Origin of the sequence: Colwellia sp. MB3u-8 (genome assembly GCF_014076985.1) — a bacterium.
Classification (GTDB): Bacteria; Pseudomonadota; Gammaproteobacteria; order Enterobacterales; family Alteromonadaceae; genus Cognaticolwellia.
This window is the reverse complement of sequence record NZ_JACGVA010000030.1, coordinates 1-20804: the sequence shown is the minus strand read 5'-3', so window position 1 is coordinate 20804 and position 20804 is coordinate 1. Positions and strand designations below refer to the sequence as shown.

The following is a 20804-nucleotide window of genomic DNA, read 5'->3' as shown; positions in this document are numbered from 1 at the left end:
AACTGATTATATCTTAGTTGTTTTGTGATGTCGTTGTCGTATTAGCGAGAATGGCAAGTAAAGTTAATAACCAGAGTAGCGTCAATTATCAATGCCTAGCTAATAGGATAAATCCCCGTTAGCAACCATTATTTGGCCAGCATTAACCGCAGCGGCAATAAATGCATTAATGGTCAAATTAAAGTATTATTGCAATTATTAATGTAAACAAGCGGGCTGTTGTCCGCTTTTTTGTTGCCTAAATTATGTAACACATTAAAAGATTAGGTTTTTTCATTTTAAACGATATTTTCATTTGACAAGTTTGGTGGTTAATTTTGATCAAAAAATTAATGGTAACGCTTTAAAACTTATGAATAACGACATTTGAACGAATAAAAACCAATTATAAAAACACTTGATATAAAAAATTGAATATAAAAAATAGTAACAAGCTATATAAATAACTCTGAGGAAGAGAAACCACCCATGTATGTAAAAAATTCGCAAACCTTTAAAAAATCTGTTGTATGCTTAGCACTCAGTTCCGCATTATCTATAACCACCTATAGTTACGCTGAAGCAGCTGCTGGAAAACTTGCTGTTGAAGGCATTGAACGCATTCAAGTTACGGCCTCACGTCGTGCATCGACTGTGCAAGAAGCTCCTTTAAATATCACTGCACTTGATAGTGATGTGATGAAAGATCAAAATATTACACAATTATCAGATGTTGCTCGTTGGGTACCAGGTTTAAGTGTTGCTGATCAAGGGGGTCGTACGGGCTCTCCGATTGTTGTCCGAGGTTTAAATACTAACTCATCAGGCCCTGGCTCTGATGGTGGCACTGTGGCCACTTACATTGGTGAAATTCCCCTAGTCGTTGACATGAAACTCATTGATGTTGAACGAGTTGAAATATTAATTGGCCCACAAGGGACCTTATATGGTGCAGGCACTTTAGGTGGCGCTATTCGCTATTTACCGAATAAACCCGTACTTGATGTAACCTCTGGTTCGCTCTATGGTGACATTTTCACTTTATCTGAAAGTGATGATACCGGTGGTGAAGCAGGTTTTGTTTTTAACACGCCATTAATTGTAGATGAATTAGCCGTGCGTTTTGCCTTTAATTATTTAGATGAACCTGGCTATATTGATTACAACTATGTGGTGCGCGAGGGAGGTGTTTCATTACCTGATCCAGATTGGTCAGATACTGATGCAGTTAGCGCTAACCTAAAACAGGTAAAAGATGCTAACGATGAACAAACGAGTACAGCTAAAGCGATGATCCGCTGGCAGCCGAATGAAGTTTTTGATGCAACCTTGTCGTATTTTTATCAAAAACAAGACATCGGCGGTCGCTCTATTGTTCATAACAGTAGTTTAAGCGAGACAAATCCTTTAACGACAGTTATAGGAGAATATGACTCAGGTTATCGCTACCAAGAACCGAGAGAAAAAGAAGACACTTTACTGAGTTTAGAAATTACCCTTGATTTAGGTTTTGCTGAACTGACCTCAGCTACCGGTTATTCAGAATTTGAAGCACTGGGGCAACGTGATCAAACCGACTTACTTATCCGTTTAGATTACAGCTATGAAGAATTCCCAGGTTTTTCTACTTTTACTCGAGAAGTGGATGAGGCTGAAAACTTTACCCAAGAAATTCGTTTAGTATCAACGGGAGACTCAGCACTTTCTTGGATTGTAGGTGCTTACTACAACCAATTCGAAAGTTTTGTTGATAGCCGTGAATATGCGCCAGGCTTCGATCAATATGCTGTTGATAACTGGGGTGGCAATCAATTACGTCCTGATTCATTAGAGTATATTTCGGTGGATAATACTGAAGTCACTGAATCAGCTCTTTTTGGTGAGTTAACTTATAGCGTAACCGATAAATTAACGCTGATGATGGGTGCTCGTTTTTATGACTATGAAGTTAACTCGTCTTCAGCAGTAGACTTACCCTTGTATTACACCTTATTTGATAATTATGCATCTAATGAAATCAATTTAGATCTTGAAAGCACTCCACCTGCTGATGGTGATGGCAACTTATTGAAAGTGAATGCCAGTTATCAGTTTAGTGACGATGTGATGGCCTATGCCACGATAAGTGAAGGTTTTAGAATTGGTGGCTCTAATGGTGTTGCGGCCTGCCCGGATGACGTCGTAGAATCGGGCTTTCAAAATGTTTGTGCCTTACCCGATGAAGCTCTTTACGAAGCAGATACCACGACTAATTATGAATTAGGTTTTAAGAGTACTTGGTTTAGTAACCAATTACATTTTAATGCCGCGGTATTTATGGTTGAGTGGGACAATGCTCAAGTCGCGGGTGCTACTTTCTATGGTCAGCAACCTATTACCAGCAATGCCGCAGCAGCAGAATCAAAAGGGGTTGAAATATCAACTCGCGCCATGCTAAGTGATAATATTACCGCCTATGCTACTTACGCTTATACCAATGCAGAATTAACCAGTGACGCACCTTTTCTATTTCAAGTCTTAAGTGAAGATCAGCTTGATGCAGGTGTAGAGCAAAGTTTTTATGATGGTAAAAATGGTGATCGTTTACCCGGCTCACCTGAACAGCAGTTTTCATTAGGCGCAAGCTATTCTACCGAGATTTTTGGTCGCACAGGTTTAGATATCAATTACGGCTTGACTTATCAAAGTGATGTTTACTCTAAGGTCGGTTTACGCGCAGATGGTGAGGCTTTAGCCGGCTATGCGATAAGTAATGTGTCAGCAAAATTAACAGAAGGTGCTTGGTCGGTAACCTTATACGTGGATAATATGTTTGATAAATATGCCTATAGCTCGGTACGTCGTGATCAAGGTGATATTGGCTTAGCAAAGTTTCCTGTGATGAATTCGAACGATGCGAGTCTTCAGCGTAACTATGGACATTACTTAATCACGCCACGCAAAGTAGGTGTACGTTTCGAATATTTATTCGATATGTAATTATCTAAGTATAATTTTTACTTAAATAAAAAGTATAAAAAAACAAAGGCACAGTATCAGTTAAACGTTTAAATGATACTGTGCCTTTTTAGCATTTTTTTAGCGACTTATCCCCATAGCGACAACGCCAAACCTTTATAGCACAGTTTGTTATGACACCATTACAAGCGAGGCAAGCCGTGACTTATTAACAGTGCGCGATGATTAAACGGATAAAAAAGTGGCATAAATAAAAGCGGGCAATTTTGTGGATATTATTGTGGTTAATGATAATCCAATAGAAAGAATTAATACCCTTGTAGATATTTTTTTGTGATAAAAACTGGCAAAGTATATCAACAAGTGTGATTTAAAATAACTAAATTTGAGTAGTTGAAGTATGTCTAAGACAACAAAAATATTGCATCAGCAGGCGCAACAAGCTTTAAATCAAGGTTTGTATCAACAAGCCCATCAAAAACTAATCGCTATTTTACAACAAGATAAATATTTTGCAGATGCTTATTTTTTGCTAGCCATGATTGCTAGTGCGCATCATAATTTTCTTAAAGCTATTGAGTTAATTAAACAAGCCAACAAACTTGCTCCTAACAATGCCGAATATTTATCACAATTGGCCAAGCACTATGCACTGGAAAATAATCATGTGCAGGCGGTGTACTTTGCTGAACTTACGGCTCAACTTGCCTCAAAATCATCATTAACGCTAGATACGCTTGGTGTGGCATATAGTAAAATTGGCTTACACGAAAAAGCGGTAATTTTTTTTCAACAAGCGGTTACTATTAACGATAAAAATCCTAATTATTTCTTTAATTTAGGCGCAGCACTCAAGTTTATTGGTGATTTTGACGGCGCTAAAAAAGCCTATGAAAAAACTATTGCCATAGCACCAAATTATTACAAAGCTCATGCCGCGTTAACGGGTTTAGGCGGCATATCGGCAACATCAAACCATATTCCTCTACTTGAACAATTGTTTTCACAAACGCAACATGCAGACGACAGCTTATATATAGGCCATGCTCTTGCCCGAGAATATGAAGCACTGAAAGATTTTGATAAAGCATTTTTCTACTTGGATACGGCAAAAAAAAGTAAACTCAAACAATTTAACTACCATCTTGATGAAGATAAAGCGCTGTTTAGTCGGCTTGAAAGTCACTTTAAAAATGTGGATAGCTCAAAGGTTCAAGGTTTTGAAACAGATGAACCCATATTTGTCGTTGGTATGCCAAGATCAGGCACAACGCTGGTTGAACGAATTATTTCACAGCATAGCGAAGTAACGAGTGCAGGTGAATTGCAGCACTTTGGTTTGCTACTTAAAAAAATGGCTAAAACCACGAGCAAGCGTGTGATTGATGCAGAAACAATAGCAGCGACAGAAAATATAAATTTTGCCAAGTTAGGTGAAGATTATATTGAAAGTACGCGGGCAATAACCGGAAAAACAGAAAAATTTGTCGATAAAATGCCGCTAAATGTACTTTATGTTGGTTTTATTTTAAAAGCATTACCAAAAGCTAAAATTGTCTGCTTAGATAGAAATCCACTGGATACCATAGTGAGTAATTTTCGGCAGCTTTTTGCGGTTAATCAATCCTATTATAGTTATTCATATGATTTAGAAAGCACCACAGAATTTTATTTACTATTTAAACAGTTAGCGGCGTTATGGTTAGCACTTTTTCCAGAAAATTTTTATTTGATTAATTATGAGAAGTTGGTTAATGACCCAGTAAATGAAGCCAAACAGCTGATTGAATTTTGTAATCTTTCTTGGCAAGAGCAATGTGTTGATATTGACCAAAATTCTGCGCCTGTCGCTACAGCCAGTGCAATGCAAGTTCGTAGTCCAATTAATAATAGATCAGTGGGTAACTGGAAAAAATATGACGCTTATCTAGATGGCGTAAAAGCGATATTAGCCACCAGAGAGCAAACTTAGTGCTTTGATCTAGATTGATTTTTATAAAAATCTGGCGAATTTTTAAAAGAAATTAATCGTATGTATTAGCACTAAAGCTAGAAAATACACATGATGTTGAGCGACTAATCAATCACTTTGTAGATTCTTGAATATCATCGTAAAGTCTTTATTGAGCCATTTCGGCCAACGATGAAGGTGAATATTCAAAAGACCAGATATGACTTTAATATTAATGATAAGGAAATTAAATAAGCAATAAAGATGGTGGATGATACTGGGCTTGAACCCGTGATCCGGCGCGAGTAATAAAGAGGTAAAGGTGCTTTTAGTTTTACTTTAAGAGGAGTGTTAATAATATGGGAATTTTAACTGGAAATAAAGATGGTGGACGATAATGTGCTTGAACCCGTGAGCCGGCGCGGATAATAAAGAGGTGAAGGTGATTTTAGTTTTACTTTAAGAGGAGTGTTAATTATATGAAGATTTTAACTGAAAATAAAGATGGTGGACGATACTGGGCTTGAACCAGTGACCCCCGCCTTGTAAGGGCGGTGCTCTCCCAACTGAGCTAATCGTCCATTTTAGTTTTACTTCTTTATGGCAAAAGAAGTGGTGGACGATACTGGGCTTGAACCAGTGACCCCCGCCTTGTAAGGGCGGTGCTCTCCCAACTGAGCTAATCGTCCATTTTAGTTTTGCTTCTTTATGGTAAAAGAAGTGGTGGACGATACTGGGCTTGAACCAGTGACCCCCGCCTTGTAAGGGCGGTGCTCTCCCAACTGAGCTAATCGTCCGATATAAATTTAAACAGTACTCACAGAGAAGTGGTGGACGATACTGGGCTTGAACCAGTGACCCCCGCCTTGTAAGGGCGGTGCTCTCCCAACTGAGCTAATCGTCCTTCTCTGTGGGGGCGTATTATAGGGAGATCATAAAAGCTGTCAACCAAAACTCAGTAATTATTTATATTTATTTTCACTATTGCGCTTGAATGCTTTAAATTTGGACAGACTGATGGTTTTGTGAACTTTATTTTTATTTGTTGTCTCAGGTCGTCAGGAAATTTAACGCGCTAAAAGGTGTATTTCATGCACTTGCCTGATAAAATGCCGCAACTTTTTTAATAACCTTTGTTTTATTTGCTGACTTACGCAAATAAATATTTCATTGAGACTTTTATGACTTTAACAACTCGATTCGCCCCTAGCCCTACGGGATATTTACATGTTGGTGGTGCTCGTACTGCTTTATATAGTTGGCTCTATGCGCAAAAAAATGGCGGTGACTTTATTCTTAGAATAGAAGACACGGATTTAGAGCGCTCAACACAGGCATCCGTTGACGCCATTATGGACGGCATGAATTGGTTAAACCTACCATGGACTCATGGGCCTTATTTTCAAACTCAACGTTTTGATCGTTACAAAGAAGTGATTGAGCAACTACTAACATCCGGTAACGCTTATCGTTGTTATAGTACTGCTGAAGAAGTTGATGCTATGCGTGTAGAAGCGAAAGAGAAAGGTGAAATTGAAAAATACAATGGTTTATGGCGTGAACGTACCGATTATCCAGCAGATAAGCCATATGCGATTCGTTTTAAAAATCCATTAGGCGGCGATGTTGTTATCAAAGATATGGTTAAGGGCGATATTACTATTAGTAATGAGCAACTGGATGATTTAATTATTGCTCGCTCAGATGGTACACCCACTTATAACTTAACCGTTGTTGTTGATGATTGGGATATGAAAGTATCACATGTGGTTCGCGGTGATGATCACATCAGCAATACGCCAAAACAAATTAATATCTTAAAAGCATTAGGCGCAACTGTACCTGAATATGCTCATATCCCGATGATATTAGGTGATGACGGTAAACGTTTATCAAAACGTCATGGCGCTGTGGGTGTAATGCAATATCGTGATGACGGTTTCTTACCAGAAGCACTATTGAATTATTTAGTGCGTTTAGGCTGGTCACATGGTGATAAAGAAATTTTTTCTCGTGAAGAAATGATTGAGTTATTTGATCTTAAGGATTGTAACCGAGCAGCTTCAGGCTTTAATACTGACAAACTTATCTGGGTTAATCAGCATTACATGAAAACGCTCGATCCCGCTTATGTTGCCACTCACCTTGCTTGGCATATGAAAGAGCAGGGTATCAATGTTGAAAATGGCCCAGCACTTGAAGAAATTGTAAAAATACAAGCTGACCGGGTAAAAACATTAAAAGAAATGGCACAAATTAGCCGATACTTTTATGAAGATTTTACTGAACTTGATGCGGGTGCGGTGAAAAAACATTTACGCCCAGTAGTAAAAGCACCCCTGTTGTTAGTAAAAGAGAAATTAGCGGCTTTGACTGATTGGTCAGCTGCACCCATTCATGCCGCGATTAACGACACAGCAACAGAGCTTGAAGTAGGCATGGGTAAAGTGGGCATGCCTTTGCGTGTTGCTGCCACAGGTGGTGGCAATTCACCCTCATTAGACATTACCTTAGCATTGTTAGATCAGCAAAAAGTTTTAGCTAGAATTGATCAAGCTATTGCCGTGGTTGATGCGCGTATTGCAAATAGTTAATTTATAAAATTAACTATTTGTGAAAAAAAGGATAAACAAAAGCCAGCGTAATTGCTGGCTTTTTATGTTCAGAACGATGTTACTGATAATACTTAGTTAAATACCACTTAGTTAAATAGTGATTAAAACTTAGTGGTATCGGTAAACAAGCCCACCTTTAAATCTTTCGCTGTGTAGATCACACGACCATCAACAGAAACCGTACCGTCAGCAATACCCATAAATAATTTACGCTTAATAACGCGTTTTAAGGTGATTTTATAAGTGACTTTTTTAGCTGTTGGCAAAATTTGGCCAGTAAATTTAACTTCACCCACACCTAAAGCTCTACCGTGACCTGGACCACCTGACCATGCTAAGAAAAAACCTGTTAATTGCCACATTGCATCTAAGCCAAGGCAACCCGGCATAACAGGGTCACCTTTGAAATGACAATCAAAAAACCAAAGATCTGGATTTATGTCTAATTCAGCGATAATTTCGCCTTTGCCATGTTCGCCGCCATCATCATTAATGCTAACAATTCTATCCATCATTAACATATTGTCAGATGGTAACTGGCTGTTGCCAGGGCCAAACATTTCACCAGTACCTGCTTTTACTAGGTCTTCTTTTGAGAACGAATTTTGTTGTTCCATGTCATCACTTACGTTTATTAATAATTTCAAAGACCTTACTTTAGCTAACACTTGTACGCTAAACAACTCCGAACAGTTAAATAAATTGATATATGACTTAACAAATTCAAAATATTTTGTAAGAATCGGTTATACATAACTACTAAGGTTTTAAACTTTTAATAGGTAAGGTATTGATGAATATAAAAAAGAAAGCATTAACTAATGCGGAAAAACAAAAACGTTATCGTGAACGGCAAAAAGTTCGCGGTAAAAAAGAAATGCGCGGTTATCTGACACCAGAAGCGCAAAAATGTTACGAACTGATTGCCGAGCAAACAAAATGGAATGACAGTATCATTTTAAGTAATGCCGTGCGTTTGACTTATGCGGCATATAAAAATGGCCAAATTAACTTGTTAAATAACTGGCTAAATAAAAACGAGCTGTAATCATGACTGAAACGACCTTGATTAAGTCATGAATTAGAGAAAAAGCAAGAATTTATATTGTGTTAGAGACCAATTCGCTATATTCTTTTTATTAATTCTGCTGCTTTTTATAAAGTGATAATAAGGTAATTCTACGTTGATAAATGTTTTGTTAGTTGATGACCATGAGTTGGTTCGTACTGGAATACGAAAAATCCTAGACGAAGTAAAAGGACTTAAGGTGATCGGTGAAGCTAAAACAGGCGAAGAAGCCGTGCAATTTTGTCGTAAAGTTGAGCCTGATGTTGTCCTTATGGACATGAACATGCCAGGCATTGGTGGCTTAGAGGCAACAAAAAAAATTATTCGTTATGCACCTGATGTAAAAGTTATTGTGTTAACCGTTTATTGCACTGACCCCATTCCGACAAAAGTTATGCAGATTGGCGCGGCAGGTTATTTAACCAAAGGTGCCGGTCCTGATGAAATGATCAATGCGATTCGTGCTGTTCATAGTGGTCAACGTTATATAACACCAGAGATTGCCCAGCAAATGGCGTTAAGCCAATTCAAATCCCCAGATGAAAATCCGTTCAGTAGTTTGTCTGAACGTGAATTGCAAATCATGTTAATGATCACGCGTGGCGAGAAAGTACCTGATATCTCACAACAACTCGTGCTAAGTACTAAAACCATTAATAGCTACCGCTATCGTATGTTTGATAAGCTTAATGTCGGTAATGACGTTGAGCTAACGCATTTGGCTATTCGCCATGGTATGTTAAAAACTGAAGTGCTATAGCATTGTCTGATAAAATTTTATCAAATGATGAAAGCTCATTTGATCATAAAGCCTTCCTAGCGGCCGTTTCTGAACAAGCTGGCGTTTATCGTATGTACAACATAGCCCAAACGGTGATCTATGTTGGAAAAGCTAAGCAACTAAAAAAACGTTTAGCGAGTTATTTTCGCAAAGATGTGGGCAGTAATAAAACGCGCGCACTGGTTAAACAAATTTCTGCTATTGACGTTACCGTAACCCATACGGAAGGCGAAGCGCTGATCCTCGAAAACAATTATATTAAAAAGTATCAACCAAAATATAATATCTTACTGCGCGACGATAAAACCTATCCCTACTTACTGATCACAGATCACAAACATCCAAAATTAGGTTTACACCGTGGCGGTAAAAAAGTTAAAGGTGATTACTTTGGGCCATACCCAACGGTAGGTGCTGTCTGGGAGAGTTTGCGCTTAATGCAAAAAATTTTTCCACTAAGACAATGTGAAGACAGCTACTATCGCGCCCGAAGTCGGCCATGCTTACAGCACCAGTTGGGCCGTTGTTCAGCACCTTGTGTAGATAAAATATCGCCAACGGATTATCAAAAGCAAGTGCAGTTAGCCAAATTGTTTCTCAAGGGCAAAAGCTCGATTGTGATTGAACACCTAGTAGAGAATATGGAAAACGCCAGTAAAACGCTCAATTTTGAACATGCGGCAAAATACCGAGATCAAATTGCGACCTTAAGAAAAGTTCAGCAGCAACAGTTTGTCAGTGGCTCTGCCGCGGAAATGGATGTTATCGGGCTTCATCGTCATAAGTCTCAAGCTTGTATTCACTTATTATTTGTTCGAGAACATAAAATATTAGGTAGTAAAAGTTATTTTCCAACTGTGCCCGTTGATACCAGCGATGCTGAAATAATGGCCGCTTTTATTAGCCAACATTATATTGGTAATGAACTTAACTTAGGCGCTATCCCAAAAGAAATTATTATCCCTGAGGCCATTGAAAACCAACAAGACATAGTTCAGGTCATTAGCGCCCAAGCAGAGCATGAAGTGAAAATATCACATAATGTTCGCACCGAGCGCGCGCAATACCTTAAATTAGCTTGCACTAATGCTGCAACGGCTTTAATGACGAGAAACTCTCATAAAGAATCAATGCAGGCAAGATTTGTCGCATTAAATGAAGTGTTTGAACTAACCAATGGTATATCACGCATTGAATGTTTTGATATTAGCCATACTATGGGACAACAAACCGTCGCGTCAAATGTGGTGTTTAATCAAGAAGGGCCATTAAAAAGTGATTATCGACGTTACAACGTGCATGGCATTACGCCAGGTGATGACTATGCCGCGATGGCATTTGCTTTAGATAAACGCTATAGCAAAGTCACCAGTGAAGAAAAAATGCCAGACATTATTTTTATCGATGGTGGTAAAGGGCAGTTGGCAAAAGCTGAAGAATTTTTTGCCGGCGTAGATAAAGTAAAAACCCCGCTATTGGTCGGGGTTGCGAAAGGTGAGTCAAGAAAGCTAGGGCTAGAAACCTTAATATTAGCCGGTAGTCATCAACTCATATCGTTACCTGCTACGTCACCTGCACTGCACCTTGTACAACATATACGAGATGAGTCGCATCGGTTTGCCATCACGGGACACAGAGCGAAACGACAAAAAGCCAGTAAAAAATCTACATTAGAAGATATCCCAGGAATAGGGGCTAAGAAAAGACAAGCGCTTTTACAATATTTAGGTGGCTTACAAGAAGTATTAAAGGCAGACAGAACCGCGCTAGAAAAAGTGCCGGGTATCAGTAAAGTATTGGCAGAAAATATTTATGACGCCTTGCATGACAATTAACTCACAATCTGTGTAAAATGTCTTTTACTTCGATACAATTTTAATTAGTTAACGATAAGAATATAAGACATATTATGTGGACAATCCCCAACCAAATTACTTTATTTAGAATTGTTTTAATCCCGGTTTTTATCGTGGTGTTTTATTTGCCCGTGTCGTGGAATCATTTTGGTGCCTTTGTTGTTTTTTGGTTTGCCGCTGTGAGTGATGCGCTTGATGGTTATTTAGCAAGAAAACTTAATCAGTCGTCTGCCTTTGGTGCTTTTATTGATCCCGTTGCTGATAAGTTAATGGTGGTTGCTGCGCTGGTAATTTTGATTCAAGACCTTCAAGTGTGGTGGATATCAATATCAGCGATATTAATGATCGCGCGCGAAATATTTATTAGTGCTTTACGTGAGTTCATGTCTTCACGAGGTAAAAGAGAAATAATCGCTGTTTCACAAATGGGTAAATATAAAACGGCCACACAAATGTTAGGTATTATGGGATTAATTTGGTATCCGACTTATGATATCCCATTAATTTTGTTTGAATTTCCCCATGAAATTTTACTTTTTGCCGCTTTTAGTTTTTATGCCATTGCCACCGTGCTTACTTTTTGGTCTATGGTGATTTATTTCAAAGCGGCTTGGCCAGAGTTAACTAAGATTAATTAGTGCTAAATAGCTTGTTTTTAGTTAAAAAAACACCACATTAGTCGCTTTTTGAGCAGTCAAAATAAAATTGATATTAAAGGGTTGACTCATAATTTTTTCAATGTAGAATGCGTTTCCAGTTGACAGGGAGTCAGCACATGAAGCGGCTGTAGCTCAGCTGGTAGAGCATCACGTTGCCAACGTGAATGTCACGAGTTCGAGTCTCGTCAGCCGCTCCAATTTCTCTTAAGAGAAAAATATAGGGAAGACTACCTTAGGGTAGTAAATGAAAGTAGTATTTGATGTAAGTGGCGGGTTGGCAGAGTGGCTATGCAGCGGATTGCAAATCCGTGTACCTCGGTTCGACTCCGGGACCCGCCTCCACATTGCCCGAGTGGTGGAATTGGTAGACACAAGGGATTTAAAATCCCTCGCTTGTAAGAGTGTGCCGGTTCAAGTCCGGCCTCGGGTACCATTTCATTGGTGCAGTAAGAATTAATACATATTGGCGTATGTATGGGAAAGTTTAAAATAATGAAGCGGCTGTAGCTCAGCTGGTAGAGCATCACGTTGCCAACGTGAATGTCACGAGTTCGAGTCTCGTCAGCCGCTCCAAATTTTAAACGTGTTAAAAATCTTAGTTTGCTAGTGATAATTTTGCTAGTTATAAATTAAGACCATGAAGCGGCTGTAGCTCAGCTGGTAGAGCATCACGTTGCCAACGTGAATGTCACGAGTTCGAGTCTCGTCAGCCGCTCCAAATATGACAGTTATTACGGTCAAAGTAGGGTCCCAATCTCTACTATAAAAAATACTCTCGATGCCCGAGTGGTGGAATTGGTAGACACAAGGGATTTAAAATCCCTCGCTTGTAAGAGTGTGCCGGTTCAAGTCCGGCCTCGGGTACCATCTTTTTATTTTACCTTCTGTTGAGTAAATTAAAACTTCTATAGCAATTCAAATTTCCCCCAATATAATCAAAACCTTGCCAGTATGGTATATATAAATTTTTAACTACCTCTCTGTAATAGTCACTGACTAGATTTCATGTTTTGTATTAATATTTAGATTGTCTGAAAATTTTTATGCTTTTAACGACTTAAACCTTTGTTTAAATTTACCACGCATAAGTTCATCACGCATAAATTCACTCATACTTGTATCATGACTATCAGCACAAGCCTTCAATGCTACCTCTCGAACACCTAAATAAAAATTCAACCACTATTTTCGTTTACGCCATTTGAATTTATTACTACCGATAACAATATTTTTAACATTATCGAGACTAAAAATTTAAGCTTTATTTACCAAAATCTGACTAATAGAAATAGTACGGAGAGAAATTTCCTTATTTTACTTAAGTCTAGTATCATTCAATGCTGACTGTTTATGCGTTAATTTGACGTAAGCTACTGAGCAACATAGTCTCGTCTAAACAATAATAATAACAATTAACCCCAACAGAGCCCTAGTTTTATAGCAGCCCCGTCAACTATATTGCAACAGTTCACAGAGAAATTATGTCTATCCGACCCCCAAAACAATTAAATATTATTATCGCCATGTATCTTGGTTATGCCGCCATGATGATCTGCCGTCAAATGATTACTATTCTAAGCCCTGCCATGCTTGCCGATGATACCTTAGGCTTAACAAAAACAAATCTTGGAGACTTTGCAGCTTATGGCACACTAGGTGCACTGGTGGGTAAACTCATCTGGGGGCCTCTTGCTGATGTGATTGGTGGGCGCTTTACTTTTTTAATTGGAATTTTTCTTACTGCGCTGTTTGTCATCGCCTTTGGACTTTCGCCTAATGTAATGGCTTTTACTGTTTTTTCATTCTTGCTTTACTGCACAAAGTCTTCAGGCTGGCCAGGTATGACTAAACTGGTTGGAGAATGGTATCATCCTCATCATTACGGGCGGGTGTGGAGTATTATTTCCACCAGTTCTAGATTTAGTGTGGTGTTAGCGACGTTATTTTTTGGTTGGTTGTTAAGCTTTATGCATTGGCGCTCAGTAGCCTTCATCGCTGCGGCCTTTGCATTGGTTATATTTATTGGTTGTTATTTTTTCCTGAAAGAAAAACCTGAAAACCCAAATTTTTTCAGAGAAAATGAAGGTGATCATACCGACACCAGCGCCGAAGGTATAGAGTTGGCGAAAGCATCAAAACAGGCGATTGATAACAAATACAATCACCCACTTCAGGGCACAAGTATGCTAGCGGGTATGCAGGCATTTGTTAAAAGCCCTAGAGTTTGGTTGGTCGTGCTCATGCTAATGATGCTTACTTGTATGATGGCCTTTTTAGACTTTGTTGCGGTTTATCTTATGGAAACTTACCAATTATCACCCTCACAGGCAGCAATGGCTTCTACTATATTTCCTGTCGGTTCTTTAGCTGGACTGTTAGCGTCGATCGCATTTTACGACCGTTTTTCAAAAAAGGGCATACGGACAGTATTAACTATCGCGATGACGCTGAGTTTATTGAGTGTACTGACCTTGAAATATTTAACTTGGTTTAACCTCAGTGTTGAGGTGAACTACATAGTGGCTTTGAGTGCTATTTTCTTATTTGCTTTTTCAATTTCTCCCGCTTATTACTTACCTATGTCAATATTCTCCATCGAATATGGTGGCCCACATAGTGCAAAACTGGTGAGTTTCATTGATGCTTTTGGCTTTGCGGCCAGTGCAACATTTGCTTTTATTGGTGGAAGATTGGCAGATAGTGCGGGTGGTTGGTCCAGTTTTATGAATATGCTTATATTGATTTCAGCGGTTGGTATTATCTCTGTTTGGGCATTTATGCATGCAGAACATAAAGCGGCAAAGTCAGGGGAAGTGTGAATTAAGCGCTGATCAGGTAAATTGTTTAATTTTTGTAAAAATTTTATCGCCATCCGCCCAAGTAATATTGGCGGGTGGCTCAAAAAAACTTCTTCTAAATAGAGACTTTTCACCGAAGATTACTGTTTATTTCCCCTAAATCCAGTAATTTTTTAAACATTGTAGTATGCTATAGCGTCAAAATTTCTGCCATATTAAATAATGGAGTTATAAAACATATAATTTCTAGGCTAGAGCCGTTTTCTAATTATGGTTAACGGTTTGTCGCTAAGAGGCAAAAGGATGTCGCTGTTGATAAGCGCTTTGCTTCACAATTAAGATATTAATTTACTTAGTAGCAATTAAAATTGGCTAAGTTGCAAAAAGATAATCAACGAAGATAATCAACGAGGATATACATGTATCATATAAACCGACCCGCTAAAACAGCACTGACTATGGCGATCGCTCTGGCATTGAGCAATGGCACAGTACAAGCTCAAGAAAATAGTACAGTAGAAGACAAAAAAGTTGAGACCGAACGTCAGGTCGAAACTATAGTTGTTACTTCAACTCGAAGAGCAGAGAACCAACAAACTGTACCGCTGGCTGTACAGGCGATGAGTGGTGCAAAACTTCAAGAACTAGGCATTGATAGTTTTGAAGACTACATTGCATTGCTACCAGGTGTTAGCTCTGAAGGTCAAGGTCCCGGTAAACAAGAAACATATATCCGCGGTGTATCCGCGGGTCGTTCTGATGTCAGACTGGCTGGCATTGGCGGCGAGCCAAGTGTTGCCTTTTATCTCGACGAAGCACCAATCACCACGCCTGGTCGTAATATAGACTTATATGCAGTTGATCTACAACGCATTGAAGTTTTAAAAGGTCCTCAAGGTACATTATTTGGCGCTAGTTCACAGGCAGGTACTGTACGTCTTATTACCAATAAACCGGTATTAGACGAATTCAGGGCAGGTGGTGAGGTAGGTATGTCATCTACTAAGAGTGGTGGCATCAGTAATAAAACTGAGGGTTATCTCAATCTTCCCATTGTAGACGATACATTTGCAATACGAATTGCGGCTTATAATTCTACCGATGCTGGCTTTATTGATAATGCCCTTGCCACGACTCAATTACCATTGACTAATCCAGCATTAGGTGGCAGCGTTCCTTCATCTCGACAGGTGGTAAGTAACGCTACGCTTGCAAAAGATGATTACAATGAAGCGACACATAGAGGCATGAGAGTTAGTGCATTATGGCAAATCGATAACGATTGGGATTTGTTAGTACAACACACAAACCAACAGCTTGATACTGAAGGCTCTTTCGAATACGACCCGGCTATTAGTTCTGAAGGTGACTTAAATGCTTCGACTTTCTCTCCTACTGTAGGTGATGATAAGGTCGACCTCACACAATGGACGCTAAATGGTATGCTTGGCGGACTTGAAGTTATCTATAACGGCTCGTTCACCAACCGAACGTTCCAAGGTAACACTGATTACACGGCTTATATTGAAATAGGCCCATATGTGCCTTACTACACTTGTAGTTACCCAGGTTATGATGAATGTTTTAGTCCTGTGATGACGACTTCTGAGCAATTCGAAACAGAGCGTGTTGTACACGAAATTCGTGTGGCAACCAATGCTGAAGATCGTTTTCGAGCGATTGGTGGTGTTTTCTATGATGATCAGCAACTTAACACCTTAACTGACTTCAACTATGCTGGGTCTATTGCTGCAGGTTTCTCACCAAACTTCCCAATACCGGGCGCTTTTACTAATACAGATGGTAGTGCTCGACCTCCTGGCGTAACCTACTTCAATGATTACCAAACAGATCGCGAAGAGCTATCGGTATTTGGTGAACTTGCTTACGATGTTACTGACGATGTCACCGTAACCTTAGGTGCTCGTCACTACGAAATTGAAATGGGCTTAATGGGACAATCGCCTTTTGGCCAAAGAGCATCTGGACCAGAAGCTGATGCCGGAACCAATGTCGATTCAAGACTGGCTGGTTTGACTCCTGCAACGATATCAGGAACTATTTACAAAGCCAATATACGCTGGAAAATGAATGCTGACGCGATGTTTTATGGCACGTATTCAGAAGGCTTTAGAGGCGGCGGATTCAACCGTTCAGCTGGCACGGGTGGCATTCCAGCGACCTTTGATACCGATACTGTCGTCAGTGTTGAATTTGGCTGGAAAACAGCTTGGCTTGACAATACATTACGTTTTAACGGCGCTATATATCATGTTGACTTCAGTGATATGCAGCAAGGTGTTCTAGATCTTAGTATCGCCAACAACTCATTTTTTGACAATGTTGGATCGTCTGAAATCAATGGTCTTGAATCTGAACTTAATTGGGCGGCGACCGATAATGTCGATCTTTTTGGCTCATTTAGCTATATAGATTCAGAATTGACCGATATTCCAAATACGCTAGTGAATATCACACCGGTAGGGTCAAACCTGCCTTACGCACCAGAAAGTGAAGGCGTTATTGGCGGACGTTACTATCAAGAAATCGGCGATTTTTCTGCTGTTTTCCAAGGCGTATTCAAGTGGACAGACTCACGTTTTAACAGTCTAGTTGATGCTGACCGTGTTGAATTACCGTCTTATACTCAGGTTAACCTGTCAGCCTCTATTGGCAAAGATGACTGGAAAGCAACGTTCTTTATTGACAATGCTACCGACTCTCTTGGACAAGTTGCCGCAGGTTCAGCCGATAATATCTACAGGGTTTCACCGACAAGACCTCGTACTATTGGCTTTAGACTAAGCTATGATTATTAGCATTTGACATTATTTTAAAGTATTTTAAGATAGGTTAGGGTCGGCGTTTAATCACGCCGACCTATTTTTTTCTGGACCTTTATAGATTCTGAACCTTCATAGATAATATCAATGGTATCTTGATATTTAGCGAGAGATTATTTTGCCAAATCAATTGAAAAACCTCCAACCTGACGAAGTGATTAAACAGTGTCAACTCTTGATTAAGAAAGGCCACTTAAGCCAAGCATCTGCAAATCTTGAAGATATGTTGGTGGAAAATCCAGGACATATTGAAGGTGTTTATTGTCTTGCCGTTTGTCAGCGTAAACAACAAAAGCATAGCCAAGCCATGGCAAGTCTTGATCAAATTCTAGTAAAAATGCCTGAGCACGGCAGAGCTCATCAAGAGCAAGGTTATATTCACAAAGCAATGGCAAACACTAGCCAAGCCATAGCGTGCTTTGAAAAAGCGGTTACCTTAAACCCAGCATTGTTTGGCAGTTGGCGTGTACTTGCTGCAGAGCCTGACTATCCAATGCGTGAAGAAGCTAAGCAGCGTGTTGAATGGCTCTCTAGCCTGCCACCGGCATTGGTTTCTGTTTCTAGCCTAATATACCAAAAACAATTACATCGCGCAGAATGGCTCTGTCGTCACTTTCTCAAAGACAATCCACATCAACCAGAAGCTATGCGCTTACTGGCTGAGTTAGGGACAAAGTTTCAAATTCTTGACGACGCAGAATTCTTATTAGCTAGCTGCCTTGAATTTGAACCAAACTATAAAAGGGCCCGTTTGGACTATGTTCATGTGCTGCATAAGCGACAAAAATTTCAAAAGGCACTTGAGCAAGCAAAAATTCTGTTAGATTCAGACCCAAAAAATTCAAATTTTAAAATTGGCCTTGGCAATGCGCAACAGGCAACCGGAGATTTTGAAGCGGCTATTAGCACCTTTGAAAGTGTATTGCATAACAACGCAGCCAATAATTCAATCTACCTAACCCTAGGCCATGCTTTAAAAACAATGGGCCGTGTTGACGACGCTATTACCGCGTACCGTAAAAGCTATAGTATCAAACCTGATTTTGGCGATGCGTTCTGGAGTTTGGCCAATTTAAAAACTTACCGATTTACTGCCAATGAACGCCAGCAAATGCGGGATCAGGAAGCAAGCCCGACAACCGCGATAAATGATAAAATTCATTTCTGCTTTGCCCTAGGTAAAGACTTGGAGGACAGCGAACACTTTGATGAAGCTTTCTTTTTTTACCATCGCGGCAATAAACTGAAAAGCGAACAAGACCAATTTGATCGTAAATCTCTAGAATTATCGTTTGAATTTCAGAAAAATAATTTTGATACCGAGTTTTTTGAACGTAATAAACTTGCCGGTTGTTCTGCCCCTGATCCGATATTTATTGTTGGACTACCACGCGCGGGTTCAACACTTTTAGAACAAATTCTTGCTTCACACTCACAGGTTGATGGCACGATGGAATTGGCCAATATCATCGGCTTAGCACACCGCTTGAATGGACGACAAGCCAAGCAGGATGAGCCGAGATATCCCAGCATCCTAAAAGAGTTATCAGCTGATGAGCTGACTAAAATGGGCGAACGTTATATTGAAGACACTCAGCATCATCGCCAAGGAGCGATTTTTTTCATCGACAAGATGCCAAACAATTTTAGACATATCGCTCTTATCCATCTAACTCTCCCTAACGCTAAAATTATAGATGCCAGACGTGACGCTTTATCTTGTTGTTTTAGCGGTTATAAACAACTCTTTGGCGAAGGCCAACAGTTTTCCTATGATCTTGAGGACATTGGCAATTATTATCGCAACTATGTTGAAATAATGGACCACTGGGACAAAGCATTACCAGGCAAAATTTTACGGGTACAATATGAAGATGTGGTTGCTGATTTAGACACTCAAGTTCGGCGTATATTGGACTACTGTGGTTTGCCTTTTGAACAGGCCTGTATTGATTTTCACACCAATAAACGTGCTGTTCGTACACCAAGTTCTGAGCAGGTTCGCCAACCTATTTATCAAAGTGGTCTGGAACAATGGCGCAACTATGAATCACATCTAGGGCCACTGAAAAAAGCATTAAGCAGTCCTAAGTAAGCCTCAAATAAGCAAGCACTGCATTTTCTTTATTGGCATTAAGGGTCAATAAAGAAGCCGCGGTGTCTGCAATTAACCAGCAGCTTTTAGCACCCGTTAACTATTATTATATCTAAAATATAAAGGAATCAATCTTGGCTAAAAAAATACTAAAAATTGGACATCGCGGTGCAATGGGACATGAGCCAGAAAACACGATAAGGTCTTTTAAAAAAGCAATAGAATTAAATGTTGATGCGATAGAGTTAGATGTATACGTATGCAAGACAGGTGAGCTTGTCGTTATCCATGACGATAAAGTAGACAGAACAACTAATGGTGTTGGCTATACCCAAGATAAAACGTTTGCACAATTAAGACAACTAGATGCGGGTAAAGGTGAACTTATCCCAACACTCGAAGAGGTCTTAGACTTTGTTGATAAAAGAGTGATGGTAAATATAGAGCTAAAGGGCAGAAACACAGCCCTTGCAACGTATCAAGTCATAGATAAATATATTAAAAAACATGCTTGGTCAGCGCTTGATTTTATGGTTTCTTCATTCGATCATCATGAATTAAATAAATTTAAACAGCTAGCTCCCCAAATACCTATTGGTGCCTTACTTGACGGTATACCACTTTCTTATTCTGATTGTGCGGTTCAACTTAATGCCCAGTCGATTAATTTAAGTGTAGACTTTATTAACCAGGACTTTGTTAACCACGCCCATAACAACGGTTTAAAAGTTTATGTGTATACGGTTAATGATTATGATGATATTGCCGAAATGGAAAAACTGAATATTGATGGTATTTTTTGTAATTTTCCAGAAAGATTACACTAAACAAAGCCACTTAACTATATGACACCACTCAAACAACCGTTACTTGACTGTATGCAAGTACGGCACTTTTAAATGATAACTCAACAAACCTATATTCGTTGGGTTTACGACTTGGCGAAACATACTGTCCACATAGTTTATTTGAAATACGAGAGCAATTCAGATTTCATAATCATTCCTTATTAATTTTAAATTAATACTGTATATACATACAGCCTACCTTCATATCCCGCTTTTATGTATAAAGCGGGATTTAATCTGTCTTTCTACATCGCTATATTCAAAAAGTAAAATTAACGTGTTGAATGTTAATATTAAGTTATGTATATTAATTTGAATAAATATTCATTAGTTGGACATTCACCTTTGTTGA

At 39.2% G+C, this 20804-nt stretch carries 12 protein-coding genes and 10 tRNA genes; 17 read left to right on the top strand and 5 right to left on the bottom strand.

Annotated features, from left to right (window positions below):
- Positions 1–468 precede the first annotated feature (468 nt).
- Complete coding sequence (locus H4J54_RS00325; RefSeq protein WP_182188852.1) at positions 469–2958, top strand: TonB-dependent receptor; 2490 nt, start codon at positions 469–471, stop codon at positions 2956–2958.
- Between the two features lie 379 nt (positions 2959–3337).
- Positions 3338–4909, top strand: a complete 1572-nt coding sequence (locus H4J54_RS00320) for a sulfotransferase (RefSeq protein ID WP_182188851.1) — start codon at positions 3338–3340, stop codon at positions 4907–4909.
- 484 nt (positions 4910–5393) lie between these two features.
- Here the strand turns inward: H4J54_RS00320 and H4J54_RS00315 are convergent.
- The 4 genes from H4J54_RS00315 to H4J54_RS00300 all read right to left on the bottom strand — a co-directional run bounded on the left by H4J54_RS00315 (position 5394) and on the right by H4J54_RS00300 (position 5792).
- Positions 5394–5469, bottom strand: a tRNA-Val gene (locus H4J54_RS00315).
- A gap of 32 nt (positions 5470–5501) precedes the next feature.
- Positions 5502–5577: transfer RNA gene (locus tag H4J54_RS00310), tRNA-Val, on the bottom strand.
- Between the two features lie 32 nt (positions 5578–5609).
- Positions 5610–5685, bottom strand: a tRNA-Val gene (locus tag H4J54_RS00305).
- A gap of 31 nt (positions 5686–5716) precedes the next feature.
- Positions 5717–5792: transfer RNA gene (locus tag H4J54_RS00300), tRNA-Val, on the bottom strand.
- 277 nt (positions 5793–6069) lie between these two features.
- Between H4J54_RS00300 and gltX the strand changes: the two genes are divergently transcribed.
- Positions 6070–7482, top strand: a complete 1413-nt coding sequence (gene gltX, locus H4J54_RS00295) for a glutamate--tRNA ligase (protein ID WP_182188850.1) — start codon at positions 6070–6072, stop codon at positions 7480–7482.
- A gap of 122 nt (positions 7483–7604) precedes the next feature.
- On the opposite strand, the gene fabA is transcribed toward gltX, so the two are convergent.
- Entirely contained in the window at positions 7605–8120 is a 516-nt protein-coding gene (gene fabA, locus H4J54_RS00290; RefSeq protein WP_182137993.1) for a 3-hydroxyacyl-[acyl-carrier-protein] dehydratase FabA, read from the bottom strand.
- 176 nt (positions 8121–8296) lie between these two features.
- Here fabA and H4J54_RS00285 point away from each other — a divergent pair, with 176 nt between their 5' ends.
- The 14 genes from H4J54_RS00285 to H4J54_RS00220 all read left to right on the top strand — a co-directional run bounded on the left by H4J54_RS00285 (position 8297) and on the right by H4J54_RS00220 (position 20431).
- Complete coding sequence (locus tag H4J54_RS00285) at positions 8297–8551, top strand: hypothetical protein (RefSeq protein WP_182188849.1); 255 nt, start codon at positions 8297–8299, stop codon at positions 8549–8551.
- Positions 8552–8687: 136 nt separating this feature from the next.
- Positions 8688–9332, top strand: coding sequence for a UvrY/SirA/GacA family response regulator transcription factor (uvrY, locus tag H4J54_RS00280; protein ID WP_182188848.1), 645 nt, complete (start codon positions 8688–8690; stop codon positions 9330–9332).
- Positions 9333–9334: 2 nt separating this feature from the next.
- Complete coding sequence (uvrC, locus tag H4J54_RS00275) at positions 9335–11188, top strand: excinuclease ABC subunit UvrC (protein WP_259366970.1); 1854 nt, start codon at positions 9335–9337, stop codon at positions 11186–11188.
- Positions 11189–11262: 74 nt separating this feature from the next.
- Positions 11263–11847, top strand: a complete 585-nt coding sequence (pgsA, locus tag H4J54_RS00270) for a CDP-diacylglycerol--glycerol-3-phosphate 3-phosphatidyltransferase (protein ID WP_182137737.1) — start codon at positions 11263–11265, stop codon at positions 11845–11847.
- A 142-nt stretch (positions 11848–11989) separates the two neighbouring features.
- A tRNA-Gly gene (locus tag H4J54_RS00265) sits at positions 11990–12065 on the top strand.
- 71 nt (positions 12066–12136) lie between these two features.
- Positions 12137–12210: transfer RNA gene (locus tag H4J54_RS00260), tRNA-Cys, on the top strand.
- Between the two features lie 4 nt (positions 12211–12214).
- Positions 12215–12301, top strand: a tRNA-Leu gene (locus tag H4J54_RS00255).
- A 64-nt stretch (positions 12302–12365) separates the two neighbouring features.
- Positions 12366–12441 (top strand) — tRNA-Gly (locus tag H4J54_RS00250).
- A gap of 69 nt (positions 12442–12510) precedes the next feature.
- Positions 12511–12586 (top strand) — tRNA-Gly (locus tag H4J54_RS00245).
- Between the two features lie 62 nt (positions 12587–12648).
- Positions 12649–12735 (top strand) — tRNA-Leu (locus H4J54_RS00240).
- 614 nt (positions 12736–13349) lie between these two features.
- Entirely contained in the window at positions 13350–14687 is a 1338-nt protein-coding gene (locus H4J54_RS00235) for an MFS transporter (RefSeq protein WP_182188847.1), read from the top strand.
- 398 nt (positions 14688–15085) lie between these two features.
- Positions 15086–17485, top strand: a complete 2400-nt coding sequence (locus H4J54_RS00230; RefSeq protein WP_182188846.1) for a TonB-dependent receptor — start codon at positions 15086–15088, stop codon at positions 17483–17485.
- Positions 17486–17627: 142 nt separating this feature from the next.
- Positions 17628–19604: a tetratricopeptide repeat-containing sulfotransferase family protein gene (locus H4J54_RS00225; RefSeq protein WP_182188845.1), complete on the top strand. Its 1977-nt coding sequence runs from the start codon at positions 17628–17630 to the stop codon at positions 19602–19604.
- A gap of 134 nt (positions 19605–19738) precedes the next feature.
- Positions 19739–20431, top strand: coding sequence for a glycerophosphodiester phosphodiesterase family protein (locus H4J54_RS00220; RefSeq protein WP_220464143.1), 693 nt, complete (start codon positions 19739–19741; stop codon positions 20429–20431).
- Positions 20432–20804: the final 373 nt, after the last annotated feature.